The following is a 16,702-nucleotide window of genomic DNA, read 5'->3' as shown; positions in this document are numbered from 1 at the left end:
ATGGCTGGCAACCTCAAAGACATTCTGAAGAAAAAGTGGCTCGAACTGCCACCGAAGACGCGTACCGCGATCGCCATCGGTGCGCTTTTTACCGGCCTCGTTGCAGTAGGGTCGATCTTCGTTCATCCGGGTAACGCGCCGCGAAAGCAGAAGGTTGCGCCGACCGTAAGCAATCTTCTCCTTCCGAAACCGAAGGATCAGACAAGCGAGCAACTTGCGGCGGCAAACAAGGCGACCAACGACGAGGTCGCCAAGATCAAGACCGAACTCGACAAGAGCAACGACGAGAAAGCGGCCCTTCTCAAGAAGATCGACGAGATGCAATCGAACAGCGCTCATCCGGACGTGGGGGTCAATTCGGACATGATGAAAGAGCTCATGGCCATGAAGTCCCGTCTGGACGATCTCGAGAAGTCGAAGGGCAATGGGAAAACACCGGGTCTTAACGATCCGCTGCCGCTGCCATCGGCCGGCGGAAAGACCGACGACGACGCTCCCGTGGCGGCGGCCCAGCCCGAAAAGCCGCATCTCCGTGTGACGACGAACACGAAGGCAATTACGAAGGTGTCGGCAAAGCAGGACACGACGCCTGCGGCGTACCTCACGGCCGGCTCGATGTTTGAAGGCATCCTCCTGAACGGTATGGACGCGCCAACGAGCTCGGTCGCACAGAAAAACCCCGTTCCGGCCGTCATGCGGATCAAGACGGACGCGATTCTTCCCAACAACTACAACCACGACGTAAAGGAATGTTTCGTTCTGGTCTCTGGCTACGGCAGCCTGTCCAGCGAACGCGCACAACTGCGCACGGAGACATTGTCGTGTGTTGGTGACGGCGGGAAGGTGTTGGAGACCAAACTCGATGGATACGTCGTGGGTGAAGACGGTCGCGTTGGAGCTCGCGGTCGTCTCGTGTCCAAGCAAGGGCAATTGATCGCCAAGTCGCTTGCTGCCGGCGTGCTAAGCGGCTTCAGCGACGCGCTCACGCCTCAGCAAATCCCGCGTCTCGATCTCGGCTCCGGCAGTGGTTACATCAGCACCGAACGCGCAACCGCCGGCACCATCGCCGAAACCGGCGTTGCAAAGGGCTTTTCGACGGCCGCCAAGTCAGTTGCCGCTTTCTATCTCGATATGGCCAAGGAAATGACGCCTGTCGTGGAAATCGATGCGGGCCGGAAACTCACCATCGTCCTTATCAAGGGCGTGGAACTCAAATAAGCAAGGAAGCTAGTCATGTACAAGCGACTTCTGGTGGCCTCGCTGTTGCCGCTTTTGGCAACCGGGTGTTCCTCCGTGTTCAACACGGCCGACAACGATTCGTTTTCGTGCCCCGGCATGCCACAGGGAATCATCTGCAAGACACCGATGGCAGTCTACAAATCGACCAACCACATGCCGGCCCCGACGGACAGCGATACGCCGTACGGCCCGAACGTGAAGCAAGTGGGTGTGAAGTTCGGAGACGACCAGGGAAACGTTGTTCGCCCTGAGCTCGCTGCTTCTGCTTCCAGCAGCTTGCCAGGGCTGACCCCTGTCTCCGCGTCTGCGTCCGCCCGGCCAGTGCGTACACCAGCGCAGGTTATGCGTATCTGGATTGCGCCGTGGATCGACAGCAAGGACGACCTCCACTACCCGTCTTACCTCTTTACCGAGGTACAACCCCGTCGCTGGTCATACGGCAAGACTGAATTTGCCGGCAAAGGGATGGTTGTACCTCACCGCGAACTCGTCGCGGTCGCACCGGTTCAGCAGCAAGAATCGGCGCGACAGCGCGGGAAACCTGCTGCGCACGAATTGCCCGATGGGGATGCGCAACAGGTTGACACCGGCCTGACCGCGCCAAAGAGCGCAGACCTTTCAGTGCCGGGAATGCCATCCCCTTCGGACATCAATCTAGATTGATTCACCACTACGTTAGGAGAAGTTCTTCATGAAGCGTAACAAGCAAGCTCTGCTGACCCTCGCACTGTTCGCCGTCGCTCTCGCACTCGACGCGTCCGCCGCCAGCGATGGCACGTTCAGCGAAATCGTCGACCGCCTGACCGGCTGGATGACCGGCTCGCTGGGCACGACCTTCGCACTCGGTTCGCTGGCGGTCGGCCTGGCCATGGGCGTCGTCAAGCAGTCCGTCATGAGCGTCGTGACGGGCGTGGCCGTCGCACTGAGCGCATCGCTCGGCCCGAACGTTCTGCAAGGTCTTTTCACCGCAACGCTGTAATGGCGCCCGCCCGGTGCCCTGGGCTGACCCCGGGGCACCGCGGGGCGAACCATGTCGAACACGGGTTCGCGGCTATGCCGCGGACTTCTCGCCACCATCCCAATATCCAACATTTCGAAGTAAGAGAGGCTTCATATGCTCGGCTTTTTTAAATCGAAGGGTTCAAACGCCTCGCCGGTCATCGAGGGAAGCCGGGAGGACCTCCCTTACCAGAAGGTCACGGTTCAGGCGTGCGACCCGGAAAGCAAGGTGTTTCTCGCCTCTGACGGAAGCGAACACTATCTGGGGGCCTGTTTCGTCGCCGATCCCCTTAAAGGTGCTGACGACTCGACTGTAGACAAGTTTCGCTCGGCACTGAGCATGCCGTTCCCGGCCGGCACTTTCGTGCAGATCGGGTTGCTCGCTTCACCGGACGCCGACGACTATCTCGACGCCTACCTCGAAGGCAAATACCATGACAACGAAGTGCTCCGTGCGCTCGCGTTGCAGCACGCGGCGCTGGTTCGCAAAGGCAAGGATCAGGCCCTCGTGTCTCGTAGCGGCGTCCTGCTGAACCGACAGCGTCTCATCGTCACCATTAAGACGCCGTGCGCACGTGCATTGCCTACCGACGGCGATATCGCCGCGGCACGCGAGACCGCGGATCGTGTTCAGGAAGCGTTCAAGGCCGCGGAACTCCAGACCGTGCAACTCGACGCGGAGGGATATCTCGTCCTCTTGCGCCTCCTTACGAAGTTGTGGGATCACCCGAGCCACCACTACGACGAAACCCGACCGATCAAGGAACAGGTGTACTTCCCTGGCGACGCGGTCAACTTCGACGACCCGACAACCATCAAATTCAACGACGGCTCTCATTACGCGAAAGTGATGAGCGTCAAATACTTCCCAAAGAGGGCCAGTCTGGCGATCATGAACCATATGATCGGCGATCCGCTGGGGCTGTCGAATCAGATCACCGATCCGTATTACATGGTCCTCACGCTCCACTATCCGGACCAGGTGAAGAAGGTCGACTGGGTCAAGGGACGCTCTTCCATGCTGAATCATCAGGTCTTCGGACCGACTGCCCATATGATTCCCGCTTTGGGGTACAAGAAGCACGGCATGGATGTGCTGATCCACGATATCGAAGGAAAAGGCTCGATCGTTTGCGAGGCCAACTTTACGTTGTTCCTTTTCTCGCGCAGTCGAGAGAAGCTCAACAAGCTAGTTGCCGGTCTCCAGGCCTACTACACTTCGCTTGCGTTCGAAATCCGCGAGGATCGGCGCATCCTTGAACCGCTCTGGAATAACCTGCTGCCGCTGAACACGTCCCGCGAAGGGATCAAGAACCTGTTCCGCTTTCACACGATGGGCATTTCACACGCCGTCCAGTTCATGCCCGTGATCGGGGAATGGACCGGTAGCGGGCGAAGCGGCGCACTCTTGCTGGTCACGCGTCGTGGCCAGCCCGCGCTCATCGACCTGTATGAATCGAGCACAAACTACAACGGGGTGGTATTCGCCGAAGCAGGCGCCGGCAAGAGTTTTCTGACGCAAAAAATCGTCAGCGACTATCTCGCGGAAGGCGCCAAGGTATGGGCAATCGATGCAGGGCGCTCGTACTTCAAGCTGTGCAAGGCAGTAAAGGGCACGTTCGTTGAGTTCAAGCAGGATTCCGATCTCTGCCTGAACCCGTTCACGTTCATCGAAAACCTCGAGGAAGAGATGGACATCCTCAAGGCGATGCTCGCGAAGATGGCGGCCCCAGACGAGACGCTCGACGCGTATCCGATGTCACGCCTTGAGGAGGCGATCACTAGCGTCTATACCAAGTACGGCAAGAACGCGACGGTTAAAGCTGTCGCCGAATTTTGCCTCGCCCAGCCCGACGAGGACACTCAGCGCCTCGGGAAGCAACTGTTCCCGTTCGCTGGCGGCGCCTACACGCGATGGTTCGAGGGCGACAACAACCTGGACATGGACAACGCGTTCGTGGTCCTCGAGCTCAGCGATCTCAAGGGCCGCAAGGCATTGCAACAGGTCGTGCTGCTCCAGTTGATGTCGCGGATCAACTACGACATGTTCCTGACGCGCGGCCGAAAGAAGATCCTCATTATCGATGAGGCGTGGGAGCTTCTGGACGATCCGTTGATGGGAAAAGCCATGGAAGCCCTCTACCGTAAAGCTCGGAAAGAAGAGGGTGCCGTTCTTATCGTTACTCAATCGATTGAGGATCTCTACAACTCGCCGAATGCTCGCGCCATTGCAGCCAACTCGGCGTGGCAGTTCATCCTGAAGCAAAATAGCGAATCCATTGACGGCGCGATCGCTGGTGGGCAGTTCAAGATCGAGCCGTACGGAGCGGCAATGTTGAAGACTGTGCACACCGTGCCGGGTAAGTATTCCGAAGTGATGGTCAAACGCAGCGAGAGTGAGTGGGGAATCTTCAGGCTCACTGTTGACCGCTTCACGCAGGTGCTGTTCTCAACGAAAAACGACGAGCGCAATGCCATCTTCGACGCGATCGACCGAGGTGATAGCGTCGTAGACGCTGTCCACCAGTTCATCGACCGTGAGAATTCAGAGAAGGCCGAGTTGGAAGCTGCATAGACGTTCCGCCATACTCGTGCGTCCAGCCCGCCCCATGGCGGGCTTTTTTGTTGTTGATATTCCTATGCAAAAGCGGCAAAAACACGTTTCCAATACTGTTGGCGTATCTACACGTGTTATGATTCGATGCAATCAGCAGCGCTTTCCGAACCACCAAATTCTTCGTGTAATCAACGATCAAAGAGGCCGCAATGTCCGACCAGAACCAACTCCCGACCGAGGAACGCAAAGAGCCGACCGTATCTGGCACACAACCCACGCGCGCAATTGATGCGTCGACAGCAGACGCCAGCGCCACTGCATCCCGCGCTCCGGCCAGGCGGTGTTTCGCTGATTACGGTCGTCGTTGTGTCCGCCTTACTCGCCGCATTCTCGGGTGTGCTCTCGTGGCAATTCTCGACAGCGAACAAACAGCAGGCGCCCCAGTTCGTCACGCTTGATGCACCAAAATTGGTGGCAATGCAGGCGAAAATCTCTCTTTCCCAACCGGGCATGACTGCGGAGCAAGCCGCGAAGGAGGGGCAGCAATTCGTCCAGCGTCTGAATCAAACCCTCGATGAATACACCCAGGCCGGCATTCCGGTTTTTAACGCCTCCGTTGTCCTGAACAGCCCCGGACAGTCGGACATCACTGCTCAAGTCGCGCAAAAGCTCGGCCTGAAGATGGAGTAAAAGCCCATGTTCAGCCTCTTTGATGTCAAGGCTTTTCCTGCGCGGTGCTCTTCGCTAGTGCGCGACCGCAGCCGGATGCGCTTCCTCCGCAATTCCCTGGTCGGAGTTGCTCTAGCCACCCTCGTCGCGGTAGCGGGTGTCTCCGCGTTTCGCGAACACTACCGGGTCGGGATTGACCTCACGTCCATCCGCTGCCTGCCGGAGCGCCTCTACTGGGTCAAACTCGGTGCGCCGAAGGAGCTGAAGCGAGGCGACGTGGTTGCCTTCTTTGCACCCAAGGGCCTGATGCTCCCGCGCTTCGACGGGAAGATGATCGCAAAGCAGATTGCGGGCTTGCCGGGCGATGTCATCACTGTGCGCAACGATCGCGCCTACGTGAATGGCAAGCTGATCGGCGCGTTGATCTTGAATAGCAAGCTTGGGCGCGGTCCAGGCGCGTTCGATCGCCAGGAGGTCGTGCCGCCCGGGAAGGTGTTCCTCGTGGGTACGATGCCCCGCAGTTACGACGGCCGCTATTGGGGATTTTTGGACCAGCGGGAGTTGGTTGGAAGCGTAACGCCCATCATCTAGCCGATCGATTTCGTCGGCTCGTTCGTATTGCTACGAGTAAAGGCATGAAATTAAATAAATTTGTATCGCTTCTGCTGCTCGGATCGCTGGCACTGCCGCTGTTCGCCCAGGAGCCCACAGACCAGTCAGGCCGATTCCTCGAGCGCAAGTCAGAAGGGTGGTTTTGGTACAAAGACCCCAAAGACGAGGTGAAAAAGGAGGTCCCACCGCCTCCGCCGCCCCCTCCTTCTCCGGAGGTTGATGCCAAGCAGCAACCCGCCGAGAAGCCGGATCAGCCTTTTTCAGTCGAATGGCTGCGCAAAAACATGCCGAGGTTTCTCGATGCTGCAATCAACAATCCGACCAAGGAAAACGTAGAAACCTATCTCTACGCCCAGCGTGTCGCCATGGACAAGTCGCAGCGCTACGCGGAGATGACGCAGCGTGTCGTGGCCGCCGACCCGTTTCTTGACGAAAACAACCGCGTGCCTATCGCGGCCTATACGAAATCGTTCTTCCTGCGTCAGTTCAATGCGGGCAACGCTGAGGCACTCAAGCACATCGCGAAGGTCGGCGGGTTGTGGGTCTTTTTCGATTCGAAATGTGAGTATTGCCGACCGCAGGCAAACAGCGTCCAAGAGATCACCAAGAAGTATGGCTTCGTAACGAAGTTCATCTCGATGGACGGCAAAGGACTGCCCAACGTAACCGAGTTCGTGAAGGACAAGGGCCAAGCAAAGCTTTTGAACTTGCGTCTCACACCAACGACGGTTCTCGTGGTTCCCCCGAACAACTACTTCATTGTTTCGCAGGGAATGATGGCGCAGGATCAGCTCGAACAGCGGATCGTTCTCGCTGCCGACTCCAACAACCTGTTGCCACCGGATATCGCAAAGAAGATTCGTACCTACGATCGCGGCGTGCTTTCAAACGACGACATGCAGAAGGGTGCAACCAAAGATCCGAAGGAATGGGTGAAGTATCTGAAAGACCGCCTCGAAGGGCGTTACTAACGCGGAGCGCAAGCACATGAAAATGAGATTCAAGCGAGTCATCCTCCTGATGTCGCTCGTTTGCAGCGTGGGGATGTCCTCGACGGCAAACGCTGGGCTTCAAGACGCCCTCGACGGCATGTTTATGTCGAACTCGACCACGCCGGACAGCTTTACTAACCAGTCGCGTGGGGGACTGGTCGGGGGTGGTGCGTCGGTACGCATGCCTATCCGGAACATCAACCTGATCTCTTTTGATCCGCCACGACTGTCGGCCGGTTGCGGCGGGATCGACCTCTTCGGGGGTGCTTTCTCGTTCATCAACGCTGACCAGCTCGTCGCGCTGTTCCGCCAGATCGCCGCCAATGCGGTTGGCGTCGCGTTCAAGGCAGCGATCGACGCGATCAACCCGGCACTCGGCAAGTTGATGCAGGACTTCCAGAACAAGATCGCCGCGTTGAACTCCATGATGAAAAACACGTGCGCGCTCGCGACTACGATCATGGACAAAACCGGCGTCAGTGGCGCGATTCGGTCATTTGTCGACGAGAACGTGTCGTCCGAGACGGGATCGAAGTCCGGCATGCTCACCGACATGTTCTCTGGTATCGATTCGTTCCTGTCCAACGCGAACACAGTCACGCGAAACGTCCAGAAGTCCGGCAAAGAGCCCGAGCTCGGCAACCTGACGTGGATGGCCCTGAACACCACGCAAGCGGGACAAATGCTCGGTAATCCCCAGACCGGCGAGACCGATGCCAACGGCGCCAACGAGATTGTCATGAGCCTGATCGGCACTGTCGTGAACGGCCCGGAGAACAGTTCTGACACTACCGCTTCAGATGGCAGCGTCGCCGTCGACAATGGCCGCTATTGGGCGCCGACCATCCGCCTGTTGGACCTCAAAGACGGAAACATGAGCGGCAACAAGCCCATGTATGCGCTGCGATGCGCTGATGGATACGACCTCAACAAGTGCATGAAGATCTCGAAACAGAATCTGTCATTCGGCGGTGTGAGTGGCTACGTCAATCTGATGCTGTTTGGCGATGCAGCCGGCCGATCCATCTCGACTGATTCGATCGTCGGCAAGCTGGTCTCGTGCTCAGGCAACGCTTGTGACTTTACGTCCGCGCAGAAGACGTTCATCGGCAACATCAGCGCCCCTGTGCTGGGTCTGATGAAGAAAGTGCAGTCGATGCCCGGGGCCGCCGCGCAGATGGCCGTGCTCACGGCGCCGATCGTGACCGACGAGCTCACACTCAAATATGCCGAGTCAGCACTTGTCGCTGCGCAAGCCGCGTTCAGTGGTACGACATACACGAAGGACGAGAAGATTTCTTCTGCCGAGCGTGACCTCTTGAACGAGGTTATTCAGCTCCGCACCAGCTCCTCTGCCGACTTCGAAAAGTTGAATGCTGCGATCGCCTACTCGAAGGCAATCAGTGAAAACAACCCGGCTGTCTTCGTGAAGCCGCCGATCAAATAACGAGGGGCGCACATGCCGAGCTTCAATATCTACGTCTTGGGGGACGTTAGCTCCTTCTACGCGACGCTGAATGCCGTCGCCATGATTTTCGCTCAGAAGGGCTTTCTGAATAGTGCGTTCATGGTCGGCGGTCTCGTGATGCTGATCTCCGGCATCCTGTACATGATCGGGAAACAGAGTGATGGATCTGTGCCCGGCGTTATGGGGCCGATTAGCGGGATGTTCGGGCTGTTCGCTGTCGTTTGGACTTCGACCATCCCGACTTCCGTCATGATCAACGACATCTACACCGGCAACGTTGCCAAGGTGGACAACGTGCCGTTGATCATTTCGGTGCCAGCGAGTGCATTCACCACGGCGAGTAACCGGATCTTCCAGTTGGCTAACACCGCGTTCCAAGCTACGAGCGGAAGCTACATGGCCGTCGGTGAGCAGGGCTTCATGATGCCCCTCAAGATTCTCTTCTCACTGCGAGGAGGCTTCGACAACGCCGATGCGAATCTCGACGCGAGCCTGCGATCGTTCATCCTGGACTGCATCCCGAATTCCGACACTTTCTCCATGGATGCACTGAAGCAATCGGCCAACTCGGTCGACTACATCCTTCAGAACGGGCGCCCCAACGGACTGACCACGTATTGGCCGTCCGCCGATGCCGCTGGCAATCCTTCGCCGACACCACAGGCGCAATCGGTGTCTTGCAGTCAGGCAAAGGCATTGATCGATACAGACGTGTTCGGCAAGTTCTTCTCAGGCTCTAACAAGAACCTCATGAACCTGATGAACCAGAACATGAAGGACAAGAATCCGCACGGTGCGTCCTATACACAGGACGATGCGGCGAACGCGTGGGCGGGCCTCATTCCCGCAACGTGGCAGGCAGCCCAGTCCGCCACGACCTTTATGTCCAACGCACTGACGTACAACACGATTACCAATACGTTCAACTGCATGGGAGCGAACGGGTCCCAGGCGAGCTATGACATGTGCAACGTGCAGATGACGCAGGCTTTCGAGCAGAGTCGTACCGACGCTGCTGCGGCCGGCTCGTTCTTCTCGAAGATGATGATGCCTGCAATGATCTTCATGCAGCTCATGTTCTTCGGGTTTGCGCCCTTGGTTGTCATTTACGGCGTAATGAAGGGCGGTGGTGCGCTCGGGATGTATGTGAAGTATCTCCTGTTCGGTATCTGGACCTCGAGCTGGCTCCCGTTCGCCGCTGTCATCCAGATGTACATACAGAATGACGTTCTCAGCAAATTCGCCGAGATCAAGTCGAACGGTCTGACACTCGGCAACTTCTCACCGATCTACTACGATCTGCTGGCCTCCCGCCTATCGGTGGCGTCAGATATGCTTGCTGCCACGCCGCTTGTGTCATTGGCGATGCTCACCGGTTCAGCGATGGCAGTCACGTCACTCGCCGGTCGCTGGTCTGGGCGTGACCACGTCGACGAGAGGCAATCGAGCCCTGATCTGCTGAAGAATGGCGGGCTCGTCGACGTAGGCGCGGCGGCCAAGTACGGCCCTTCTCAAACGGGGGATCGACTGTCGGGCTCGCTGCGCACCGACGCATCGCTTCCGAGCTTCCGGATGGGTGAAGCGACGGACAACAGCGTGTCTAGCGCATCAGCGCAGGTTGCGTCGAGTCGTGCAGAAGCCGCACAAAGCTTCGAGCGACTGCTGAATCAGATGAAAACCCACTCCACTGGCTCCAAGGTGTCGGATTCCGACATCAGCGGCATCGCCAAGGACTATTCGAGCCGGGCAAGTCAGGTCCACGAGCAGGCAAACGCAATGATGGACCGGCTTGGCTTCAGCCAGGAGCAGAAGTCGTCCGTGCAAGCAGGGGTGGAGGCTTCCGGCGGCTTTAGTAGCCCATTTGGCGGCGTAAAAGTAACTGCACAAGCTATCGCCAACGCCAGCAAGGGCAAAGTGAGCGCTGAGGAGGTTCAGAGCTCGATGTCCTCGAAGATCGGGACAGACGAAAGCTGGGCGACCAGCATTACCAACAAGGCGCAGCACGCGGTTGATCACTATGTCGGCGACGACAACAAGACTGCCCAAGGTCTGGCTGCGTCTGCTCGCGAGTCCATTGGGCGCGTCCAGCAAGCCGAGCAGAGCTTCCAGCGAGCCACCAGCCTGAAAAACTCCGTCGGAGCGGATTTTTCCGTTCAAGGATCGGAGCTGGGCGCGAAAATTCTCGCGAACCCGGCCGCGAAAGCAGAACTGGACAAGGATCACGCTGAACACCTGAACGACAGCGGTTATCACGCACGCTATGAGGCCGCGAGGGGGCAGGTGGCGCGTGCAGGTGACATTCGCGGAGGCGAGGAGCTTGCGCGCTTCATGGCGCTCGCGGGCCATAAGGGCGGCATGGTTGGTGCGGCGACGGTGCTGTCGATGTTGAGTGGCGTCAGCGCTCCGAAAGACTTCGACGCTAACGCTAACCAAAATGTCGGCGCAGCCGCGAACGCAGTCCCCGCGGACCCGTCACGCCGAGCGCTCAGTCTGCGCGACCCTCACGTGCTAGCTCACAGCGCCCCATCGCCCTCGGGCGGAGCGTCGGCGCCGGGGAGTGGTCCAACCGCAACAGGCGGCGGTAGCGGCCCGGCAGCCCGGCAACCAGCGAATCATCGGGTGGCACCGACCCGCGCCGCTGCACCGAGTGCACCGACTGCGGGCGGCAGCCCTGCCAACATGAACGACCTTCAGTCACGGGTGAACGCGCTTGCGGCAAACTCAATCCCCGATTTCGACGCACATCGGGCCGAGCTCGGTGCAAAGACCGGTGGCGTGGACCAGGCGATTGCGGATCAGCGTGCTGATCTTGGGGCATCGGTTCCGGTGCTCTCGGCTGAGCAAGTGCAGGACGTGTTCCATCGCGAAGTTGGAACCGTACAGAATGCGCTTGCCGGTGCCGGAATGGCATATGGGGACTTTGAGCAGGCGCATCCAGTACTTGCGGCTGGAATCGAGATCGGTATGACGATGATTCCGGCGGTACGTCTCGCAAGCGGCGGCATGAAGGTGCTGAAGTTGTCTCGCGTCGCGCAAGAAGGCTGGAAGGGTGTCGAAGCGGCCAAAGCGGGGGTGTCGGCCGCACTGAAGGAGAAGACAGCGATGGAGGCAGCCTTCACGTCCAAGAATGGCGCATTGCTGGGCGGGGGACGGACGCTTGACGCTCGGCGAGTTGCTGATATGGGCTTCAAGAGCACTGACGAATTCCTTGACGCATACGCGAAGGCTGGCAAGAACGTCATCGGCGCCGAGAAACACCTGGCGGAAACGGCCACCGATTACACGAAAAAATTCGGTGCTAGCCTCGGCGAAGGTGGGCTGCCCAAAGATGCCACCATCGGCTTCGTTGCCAAGAACGCATCTTCACAGGTTGCGTCTGCCGGGAAATCCGCCGGCGGAGCGGCATGGCTGTCGATGTCCAAGTACGAGGCGAACGTGCATCAACAGGAGCTCGAGCACGAGAAGGAAGTGCGCGACCTTCGAAAGGGTGTGCGCGGCCGATAGCGGATCTGCATCGCTCAAACTGAAGTCCTGCCCCTCTCCAAAGAGGGGCTTTTTTTTGGGCAGTGCTCGCGCCGATCGGCAGGGGAAGGTCCACATAGATACTTCCCCCGCTGAGCGACCAACAAAAAGCCCAGCAGCTTTCGCTTGCTGGGCTTTCTTACGTCGAGAGACGCGGGCGATCAGTTCATCGACTTCGACACCATCCCATTTGCCAGCTTGAAGAACAGTTCCTGATCCCCGTTAGTGTTGTCCGGGGTAATCACGTAACGCCCGCCAATCGCGATCGACGGCGTCGCGTCGATCCGATAGCTGACCAGCTTGTCGAATGCATCTCTGAGCGACTTCTCATCCACCTTCTTCCACGCTTCGTCGAAGCCATCGAGGTGCGAACTGCGAGCAATGTAGTCCCACGTCTTGCCGTCGTCGACAGGCATCCCACGGTCCTGAATTGCCGAGAACGCGTACGTCATCCACGTCGGAACGTAACTCGCATTCACGAGCTTGGCTGCATAGAAGGCTCGCGCAGCAATCACCGTGTCCCGCTGCGGCTCCACGACGGGAACAAACTCTGCCTTCCATCCCGGCGGCAAGGATTTCGCCCACTTTGCCAGTTGTTCGTGATATCCCGCGCATACCGGGCACGTGAATGAAATGAAGATCAGCGCTTTCTTGCTGTCCTCCGCCTTCGGCGCGACCTCCCTATACGGTAGCTGCGGCTGCGTTGACACCTGCTGCATTGCTTCCTGAGCCATTGTAAGGGCGGGCAGTGCGAGCAACGCGGCGGCCAAAAAATTGAATGAGCGACGGATCATTGAAATCATCCTGTGTGAGGTGGTTGAGTTCGAAGTAAAGATGAAACAGTGACTGGCCAGCCCTTTCATGCCGCCATCGCGCTTCGACCTCAATGCTGAGACTCTGGGAAACCCGCCCGTTCAAAACAAAGTAGCGGATCATTTCCGGGGCGCCTTCGGTGAAACCGATCGCCTCGATAACCTGCTGTGCGGTACACACACCGGTCTCAATCAGAATCTCGCCGATACGTCGCACCTTGCCGCGCTTTCGCAGTTCAACCTGCTGCTCCGCGGCAGCGAACGTCTGCTCGGGTGTGGCGCATCCAAGATCGACCAGAACCTGCCCCAGGCGTTTGATCTCCGGAACGGGTGGTTCATCGCGGTCCAGTTTCATCGCGCGTTCCAGAGTCGTGAAGCCGGCCGCCGCCAATCGCGTCGAGGCCTGCGCCATTGTCTCGAACTGCACTTGTCGCATCGCCGCATTGAACACATCGATCTCGCCACCGCGAGAGAGGATTGCCTCGCGCACGCGGCCATCGGCGCGGAAGATCTCCATGACGGGCATACGTCCGGCGTAGTCTTCTTCGGTCACGTTCGCGGGGAAGCGCAGGCCAGCATGATGGATTCCGGCATTCTCCATCCAGTGCATTTCGGCTTCAGTTGCTTCGCGCATCATCCGTTCCGGATTCGGCGTCAGCTTGTCGACGAGCCGCTGCGACAACACGCCGCGAAGGGCGTCCGCAATCGTCTTTGGATCAAGACCCATGTCTAACAGTCGAGTGACCGCCATTCCGGAATTGTTCGCATGCACAGTTGCCAGCACAAGATGCCCGGTGTTAGCAGCCTGTATCGCGATCATGGCCGTTTCAAGGTCTCGAATTTCACCGACCAGCATGACATTCGGTGCCTGCCGTAGCCCAGCTCGCAGGCCGCCAGCAAACGTCATGTGCTGATTGATAGGCACTTGCGTGATGCCCGGAATGATCTTTTCGACCGGATTCTCAAGGGTGTATATATTGCGGGTTCCATCGTGCAACTCCATGATGGCCGCATATAGCGTTGTGCTCTTTCCGGAGCCTGTGGGACCGCAAACGAGGAAAATCCCGTTTGGCTCCATCAGGATGTCCAAGAGACATTGACGCACCATCGGGGTCATCTCGATCTCGGCCAGCGTCGAGACCGATTCCGAATCGTCTGTCAGGCGAACGACGATTTTCTGGCCGGAGATCGTGGGCACGATCGAGACGCGACCGTCGACGATGCGGTCCTCGAATTTGAGGCGCAGCCTGCCGTCCAAAGCGGTATGACGATCCGATGCTGCAATGTTCGCGCGAGCGCGCAACTTGTCATCGAGTTGTTTCGCGAGTGAATTCGAGACACGGTCAACTTCGACCAGTCCGCCCGAGATACCGTACTGGATCAGTGTGGTATCGGACTCAAACAACATATGAACGTCTGCGGCCCGCCGTTGCGCTGCTCGCAAAAACATATTGTTCAAATAGTCCGCAGCAACGCGATCGTGCGAACCGGTCGGGAAAAAGAGGTCTGGTTCTTTCATGTTGTCACTGACGGCAATCGAGGGAAGGGCCGTAAAAAAGACGACCAAGGAATTTTTGCGTAACGCCGTCGGCAGAGATGCTCCATGAAATCAACCGGAGCCTGCTGTCCTGCGTGAGGAAGTTGTGACCTCCCCATCGAACAGCGTCGAAAGCGATTCGCACAGGTGCGGCGCCACGATAGATGCGTTCGCACGGCTGCTCGGCGAAAGCTGCATAGAGCAGCCAGCCAACGAAGACCACAACAAAGGCACCACCAAATATCTGCTTCATCTACTCTCCTTATTGAAATTCCGCCAAACCTTGGTGATGTACCGTCGTTGCGCGGCTGTGTCGTCCGAATACTTTCCGGTGTTGAAGGCGCCCACCGACTTCCATGTAGCGCCATACCGAACTTGAGCGTCGCGAAGCACCCATGCCCCCACATTGACGTTGATGCACGGGTCCATCAGCCTCTCGCGATCGATCCCATATTTCTTCAGCTCCGGCAGCCAGATCGTGCTGATCATCATCAGGCCGATGTACTCCCAACCATCCTTATCCCGGATCACTAACCGAGGGTCATACGCCGCGTTTTCTGTTCTGGCAATCGCCCGCAGGAGGCGTTCATCGACCTGGTAGCGGTCCGCGGCTTCCTTGAAACAGAAAGCCAATGCGTGCGTGCTCGCGACCGCGAGTACGGCGAACAGTAACGTGGTCAGTAGCTTTTTCATCGCTCGAATAATACAATACACGTATCTATAATCCAAGGGTATCACATGACACACTGGAAGTTTCACGGCGGAAACGTGATCGCCGCGGCGGCGCTGGTCCTGTCATCCTGCCCGGTATATGCGGATCAAGTCGTCTCCGCCCCGGACACACCGTCAACCGAGGCCGTACGCCAGGTGGTTGGCGGCGCCCGACCCGATTCGTTGCCGGCCGAAACGGGCACGCTCGATATCACGGAGAAGATGGGCAATCTCCTCACTACGGCCAAAGAAACTGGTGAGGTGATGAAGCTATACGCGGACTGGAAGTCCGGTCGAGCCGATGCGGTCGCCGACATCTTCACGCTTGCGAAGAACGGGAACGCTCGAGCTCAGAATCTCGCCGGCTACATGCTGGATAATGGCGAGGGCGTCAAGCAGGACAGCAAGGCCGCCGCTGCCTACTTTAAACACGCTGCCGATCAGCTTCCTCTTGCCAAATACAACCTCGCGGTCCTGAACTTCTACGGGCGCGGCGTCAAGAAGGATGAGCGGACCGCTATGGCGCTCTTCAAAGACTCCGCAATCCACGCCGGGGTAGAACAAGCCTGTGTCCAGTTGGCCCTCTATTATTTGCGCACGAAGAACGAGGCAGAGGCTTACAAATGGGCGAACGAGGGCGCCAACCGGGGTAATGTGAAAGCGTTCTATATCTTGGGGCGCATCCTCTATCAACGAAAGCAGTATCAGGCTGCGTGGACATGGATACAGAAGGCGGCGAGCGCATCGGAGCCCAATGCACCCGCCATCGTGTCGCTTATGTATCGCGACGGTCTCGGCACAGGGAAAAACCCGATGATGGGCGCGGCGTGGTGGCTGGTCTATACGGGGATGAGCCGCAAACAGGTTGGCAATAACCTCGCGTCAATCTCCTCCTTCAATCTCACCGAGGACGAACAGCGCCGCGCGATCAACTTCGCGAACAACTGGATCGCCAATCATGGCAGAGACAAGCGTGTCGACTACCAGAAAACTTTGCTTCAGACGAGTTGAGCAGTGGGCGGCGGCCAGGCAGTCCGGATACTGCACCGCTGCATCTTTAGTCACTCAGTCAATCACCGGTCTCAAAGTCTGGAGCGGGGAAGGGTGGCATCTCCGTGCCTGTCAGTGGCTCCCATTTCCACCATTGGGATACTCCGTAGACCCTGTTGTAGTACTCCTCCTTAACCGTCTTCCGCGCCGCGTAGTCGAGGTCGCTTCGTCCAAAGACCTCCATGGGGGTCCCGCGCTCACCACCGGCGTCCCGCAGCACGAAGTCAGGGAAAACCTCCTCGAGATCGGCATCAAACTTGAGTGGTTTCTGAAACGATCGCGAAGCGGTAACCAAGGCATTCGCAACCTCGCGCTCGTAGCTCGACTCAACACTGATCCAGTGATCTGTTATCTGCATTAGAGCGATTCCAACTATTTCACCCCTATAGCTTGACGCTGTCTGACGGTTGGGTTCGAACTGCGCGATCGCCAAGACTTTGTGACCGTTTCGCCATGCCGAAACCGCCAACGGGAAGCGATTGAGCGCCTGGCGCCAGACATCGCCCAGCAATGTAAACTCGATTTGCGGTAAAA

At 58.1% G+C, this 16,702-nt stretch carries 15 protein-coding genes; 10 read left to right on the top strand and 5 right to left on the bottom strand.

Annotation, left to right across the window (positions count from 1 at the left end):
• The 9 genes from P9292_RS04180 to P9292_RS04140 all read left to right on the top strand — a co-directional run bounded on the left by P9292_RS04180 (nt 1) and on the right by P9292_RS04140 (nt 12,040).
• Nucleotides 1-1,218, top strand: coding sequence for a TraB/VirB10 family protein (locus tag P9292_RS04180; RefSeq protein WP_244797553.1), 1,218 nt, complete (start codon nt 1-3; stop codon nt 1,216-1,218).
• Nucleotides 1,219-1,233: 15 nt separating this feature from the next.
• A complete protein-coding gene (gene traV, locus P9292_RS04175; RefSeq protein ID WP_244797554.1) occupies nt 1,234-1,902 on the top strand; it encodes a type IV conjugative transfer system lipoprotein TraV in 669 nt (222 codons plus the stop codon).
• 28 nt (nt 1,903-1,930) lie between these two features.
• On the top strand, nt 1,931-2,218 hold the full coding sequence (gene traA, locus P9292_RS04170) for a TraA family conjugative transfer protein (RefSeq protein ID WP_011876137.1): 288 nt from the start codon (nt 1,931-1,933) through the stop codon (nt 2,216-2,218).
• Nucleotides 2,219-2,353: 135 nt separating this feature from the next.
• The gene (traC, locus tag P9292_RS04165; RefSeq protein ID WP_244797555.1) at nt 2,354-4,813 is read left to right on the top strand and encodes a type IV secretion system protein TraC; all 2,460 of its coding nucleotides are present in this window, start codon (nt 2,354-2,356) and stop codon (nt 4,811-4,813) included.
• 270 nt (nt 4,814-5,083) lie between these two features.
• Nucleotides 5,084-5,485 (top strand): hypothetical protein, encoded by a 402-nt coding sequence (locus P9292_RS04160; protein ID WP_309958111.1) that lies wholly within the window; start codon nt 5,084-5,086, stop codon nt 5,483-5,485.
• A gap of 6 nt (nt 5,486-5,491) precedes the next feature.
• Entirely contained in the window at nt 5,492-6,055 is a 564-nt protein-coding gene (gene lepB / locus P9292_RS04155) for a signal peptidase I (protein WP_244797557.1), read from the top strand.
• A 44-nt stretch (nt 6,056-6,099) separates the two neighbouring features.
• Nucleotides 6,100-7,047 (top strand): conjugal transfer protein TraF, encoded by a 948-nt coding sequence (traF, locus tag P9292_RS04150; protein ID WP_011876133.1) that lies wholly within the window; start codon nt 6,100-6,102, stop codon nt 7,045-7,047.
• Nucleotides 7,048-7,063: 16 nt separating this feature from the next.
• Nucleotides 7,064-8,515: a conjugal transfer protein TraH gene (locus tag P9292_RS04145; RefSeq protein ID WP_244797558.1), complete on the top strand. Its 1,452-nt coding sequence runs from the start codon at nt 7,064-7,066 to the stop codon at nt 8,513-8,515.
• Nucleotides 8,516-8,527: 12 nt separating this feature from the next.
• The gene (locus P9292_RS04140) at nt 8,528-12,040 is read left to right on the top strand and encodes a conjugal transfer protein TraG N-terminal domain-containing protein (protein WP_244797559.1); all 3,513 of its coding nucleotides are present in this window, start codon (nt 8,528-8,530) and stop codon (nt 12,038-12,040) included.
• 179 nt (nt 12,041-12,219) lie between these two features.
• On the opposite strand, the gene P9292_RS04135 is transcribed toward P9292_RS04140, so the two are convergent.
• The 4 genes from P9292_RS04135 to P9292_RS04120 are packed head-to-tail and all read right to left on the bottom strand — an operon-like array spanning nt 12,220 to nt 15,100.
• Nucleotides 12,220-12,777, bottom strand: a complete 558-nt coding sequence (locus tag P9292_RS04135; protein ID WP_244797560.1) for a thiol:disulfide interchange protein DsbA/DsbL — start codon at nt 12,775-12,777, stop codon at nt 12,220-12,222.
• Nucleotides 12,740-14,389: a GspE/PulE family protein gene (locus P9292_RS04130; RefSeq protein WP_244797561.1), complete on the bottom strand. Its 1,650-nt coding sequence runs from the start codon at nt 14,387-14,389 to the stop codon at nt 12,740-12,742. Before P9292_RS04130 ends, P9292_RS04135 begins: the two co-directional genes overlap by 38 nt.
• 4 nt (nt 14,390-14,393) lie before the next feature.
• Nucleotides 14,394-14,660, bottom strand: coding sequence for a hypothetical protein (locus P9292_RS04125; RefSeq protein ID WP_011876128.1), 267 nt, complete (start codon nt 14,658-14,660; stop codon nt 14,394-14,396).
• Complete coding sequence (locus P9292_RS04120; protein WP_244797562.1) at nt 14,657-15,100, bottom strand: lytic transglycosylase domain-containing protein; 444 nt, start codon at nt 15,098-15,100, stop codon at nt 14,657-14,659. The genes P9292_RS04125 and P9292_RS04120 overlap by 4 nt, the downstream gene beginning before the upstream one ends.
• A gap of 45 nt (nt 15,101-15,145) precedes the next feature.
• Here P9292_RS04120 and P9292_RS04115 point away from each other — a divergent pair, with 45 nt between their 5' ends.
• The gene (locus tag P9292_RS04115; protein WP_244797563.1) at nt 15,146-16,129 is read left to right on the top strand and encodes a tetratricopeptide repeat protein; all 984 of its coding nucleotides are present in this window, start codon (nt 15,146-15,148) and stop codon (nt 16,127-16,129) included.
• A gap of 58 nt (nt 16,130-16,187) precedes the next feature.
• Here the strand turns inward: P9292_RS04115 and P9292_RS04110 are convergent, their stop codons facing one another.
• Complete coding sequence (locus P9292_RS04110) at nt 16,188-16,679, bottom strand: DUF1173 family protein (RefSeq protein WP_309958103.1); 492 nt, start codon at nt 16,677-16,679, stop codon at nt 16,188-16,190.
• Nucleotides 16,680-16,702 lie beyond the last annotated feature (23 nt).

The sequence above is a fragment of the Caballeronia sp. LZ001 genome, assembly GCF_031450875.1.
Taxonomy (GTDB): Bacteria; Pseudomonadota; Gammaproteobacteria; order Burkholderiales; family Burkholderiaceae; genus Caballeronia.
The sequence above is the reverse complement of the archived record's forward strand: the minus strand, read 5'-3'. Positions and strand labels throughout refer to the sequence as shown.

Bases quoted from the DNA above. Each gene is read 5' to 3' on its own strand.
- traC (WP_244797555.1), top strand. From the start codon at position 2,354: ATGCTCGGCTTTTTTAAATCGAAGGGTTCAAACGCCTCGCCGGTCATC.
- P9292_RS04125 (WP_011876128.1), bottom strand. From the start codon at position 14,660: ATGAAGCAGATATTTGGTGGTGCCTTTGTTGTGGTCTTCGTTGGCTGG.
- P9292_RS04145 (WP_244797558.1), top strand. From the start codon at position 7,064: ATGAAAATGAGATTCAAGCGAGTCATCCTCCTGATGTCGCTCGTTTGC.
- P9292_RS04120 (WP_244797562.1), bottom strand. From the start codon at position 15,100: ATGAAAAAGCTACTGACCACGTTACTGTTCGCCGTACTCGCGGTCGCG.
- P9292_RS04180 (WP_244797553.1), top strand. From the start codon at position 1: ATGGCTGGCAACCTCAAAGACATTCTGAAGAAAAAGTGGCTCGAACTG.
- P9292_RS04135 (WP_244797560.1), bottom strand. From the start codon at position 12,777: ATGCAGCAGGTGTCAACGCAGCCGCAGCTACCGTATAGGGAGGTCGCG.
- P9292_RS04130 (WP_244797561.1), bottom strand. From the start codon at position 14,389: ATGAAAGAACCAGACCTCTTTTTCCCGACCGGTTCGCACGATCGCGTT.
- P9292_RS04115 (WP_244797563.1), top strand. From the start codon at position 15,146: ATGACACACTGGAAGTTTCACGGCGGAAACGTGATCGCCGCGGCGGCG.
- P9292_RS04140 (WP_244797559.1), top strand. From the start codon at position 8,528: ATGCCGAGCTTCAATATCTACGTCTTGGGGGACGTTAGCTCCTTCTAC.
- P9292_RS04160 (WP_309958111.1), top strand. From the start codon at position 5,084: ATGCGTCGACAGCAGACGCCAGCGCCACTGCATCCCGCGCTCCGGCCA.
- traF (WP_011876133.1), top strand. From the start codon at position 6,100: ATGAAATTAAATAAATTTGTATCGCTTCTGCTGCTCGGATCGCTGGCA.
- lepB (WP_244797557.1), top strand. From the start codon at position 5,492: ATGTTCAGCCTCTTTGATGTCAAGGCTTTTCCTGCGCGGTGCTCTTCG.
- traV (WP_244797554.1), top strand. From the start codon at position 1,234: ATGTACAAGCGACTTCTGGTGGCCTCGCTGTTGCCGCTTTTGGCAACC.
- traA (WP_011876137.1), top strand. From the start codon at position 1,931: ATGAAGCGTAACAAGCAAGCTCTGCTGACCCTCGCACTGTTCGCCGTC.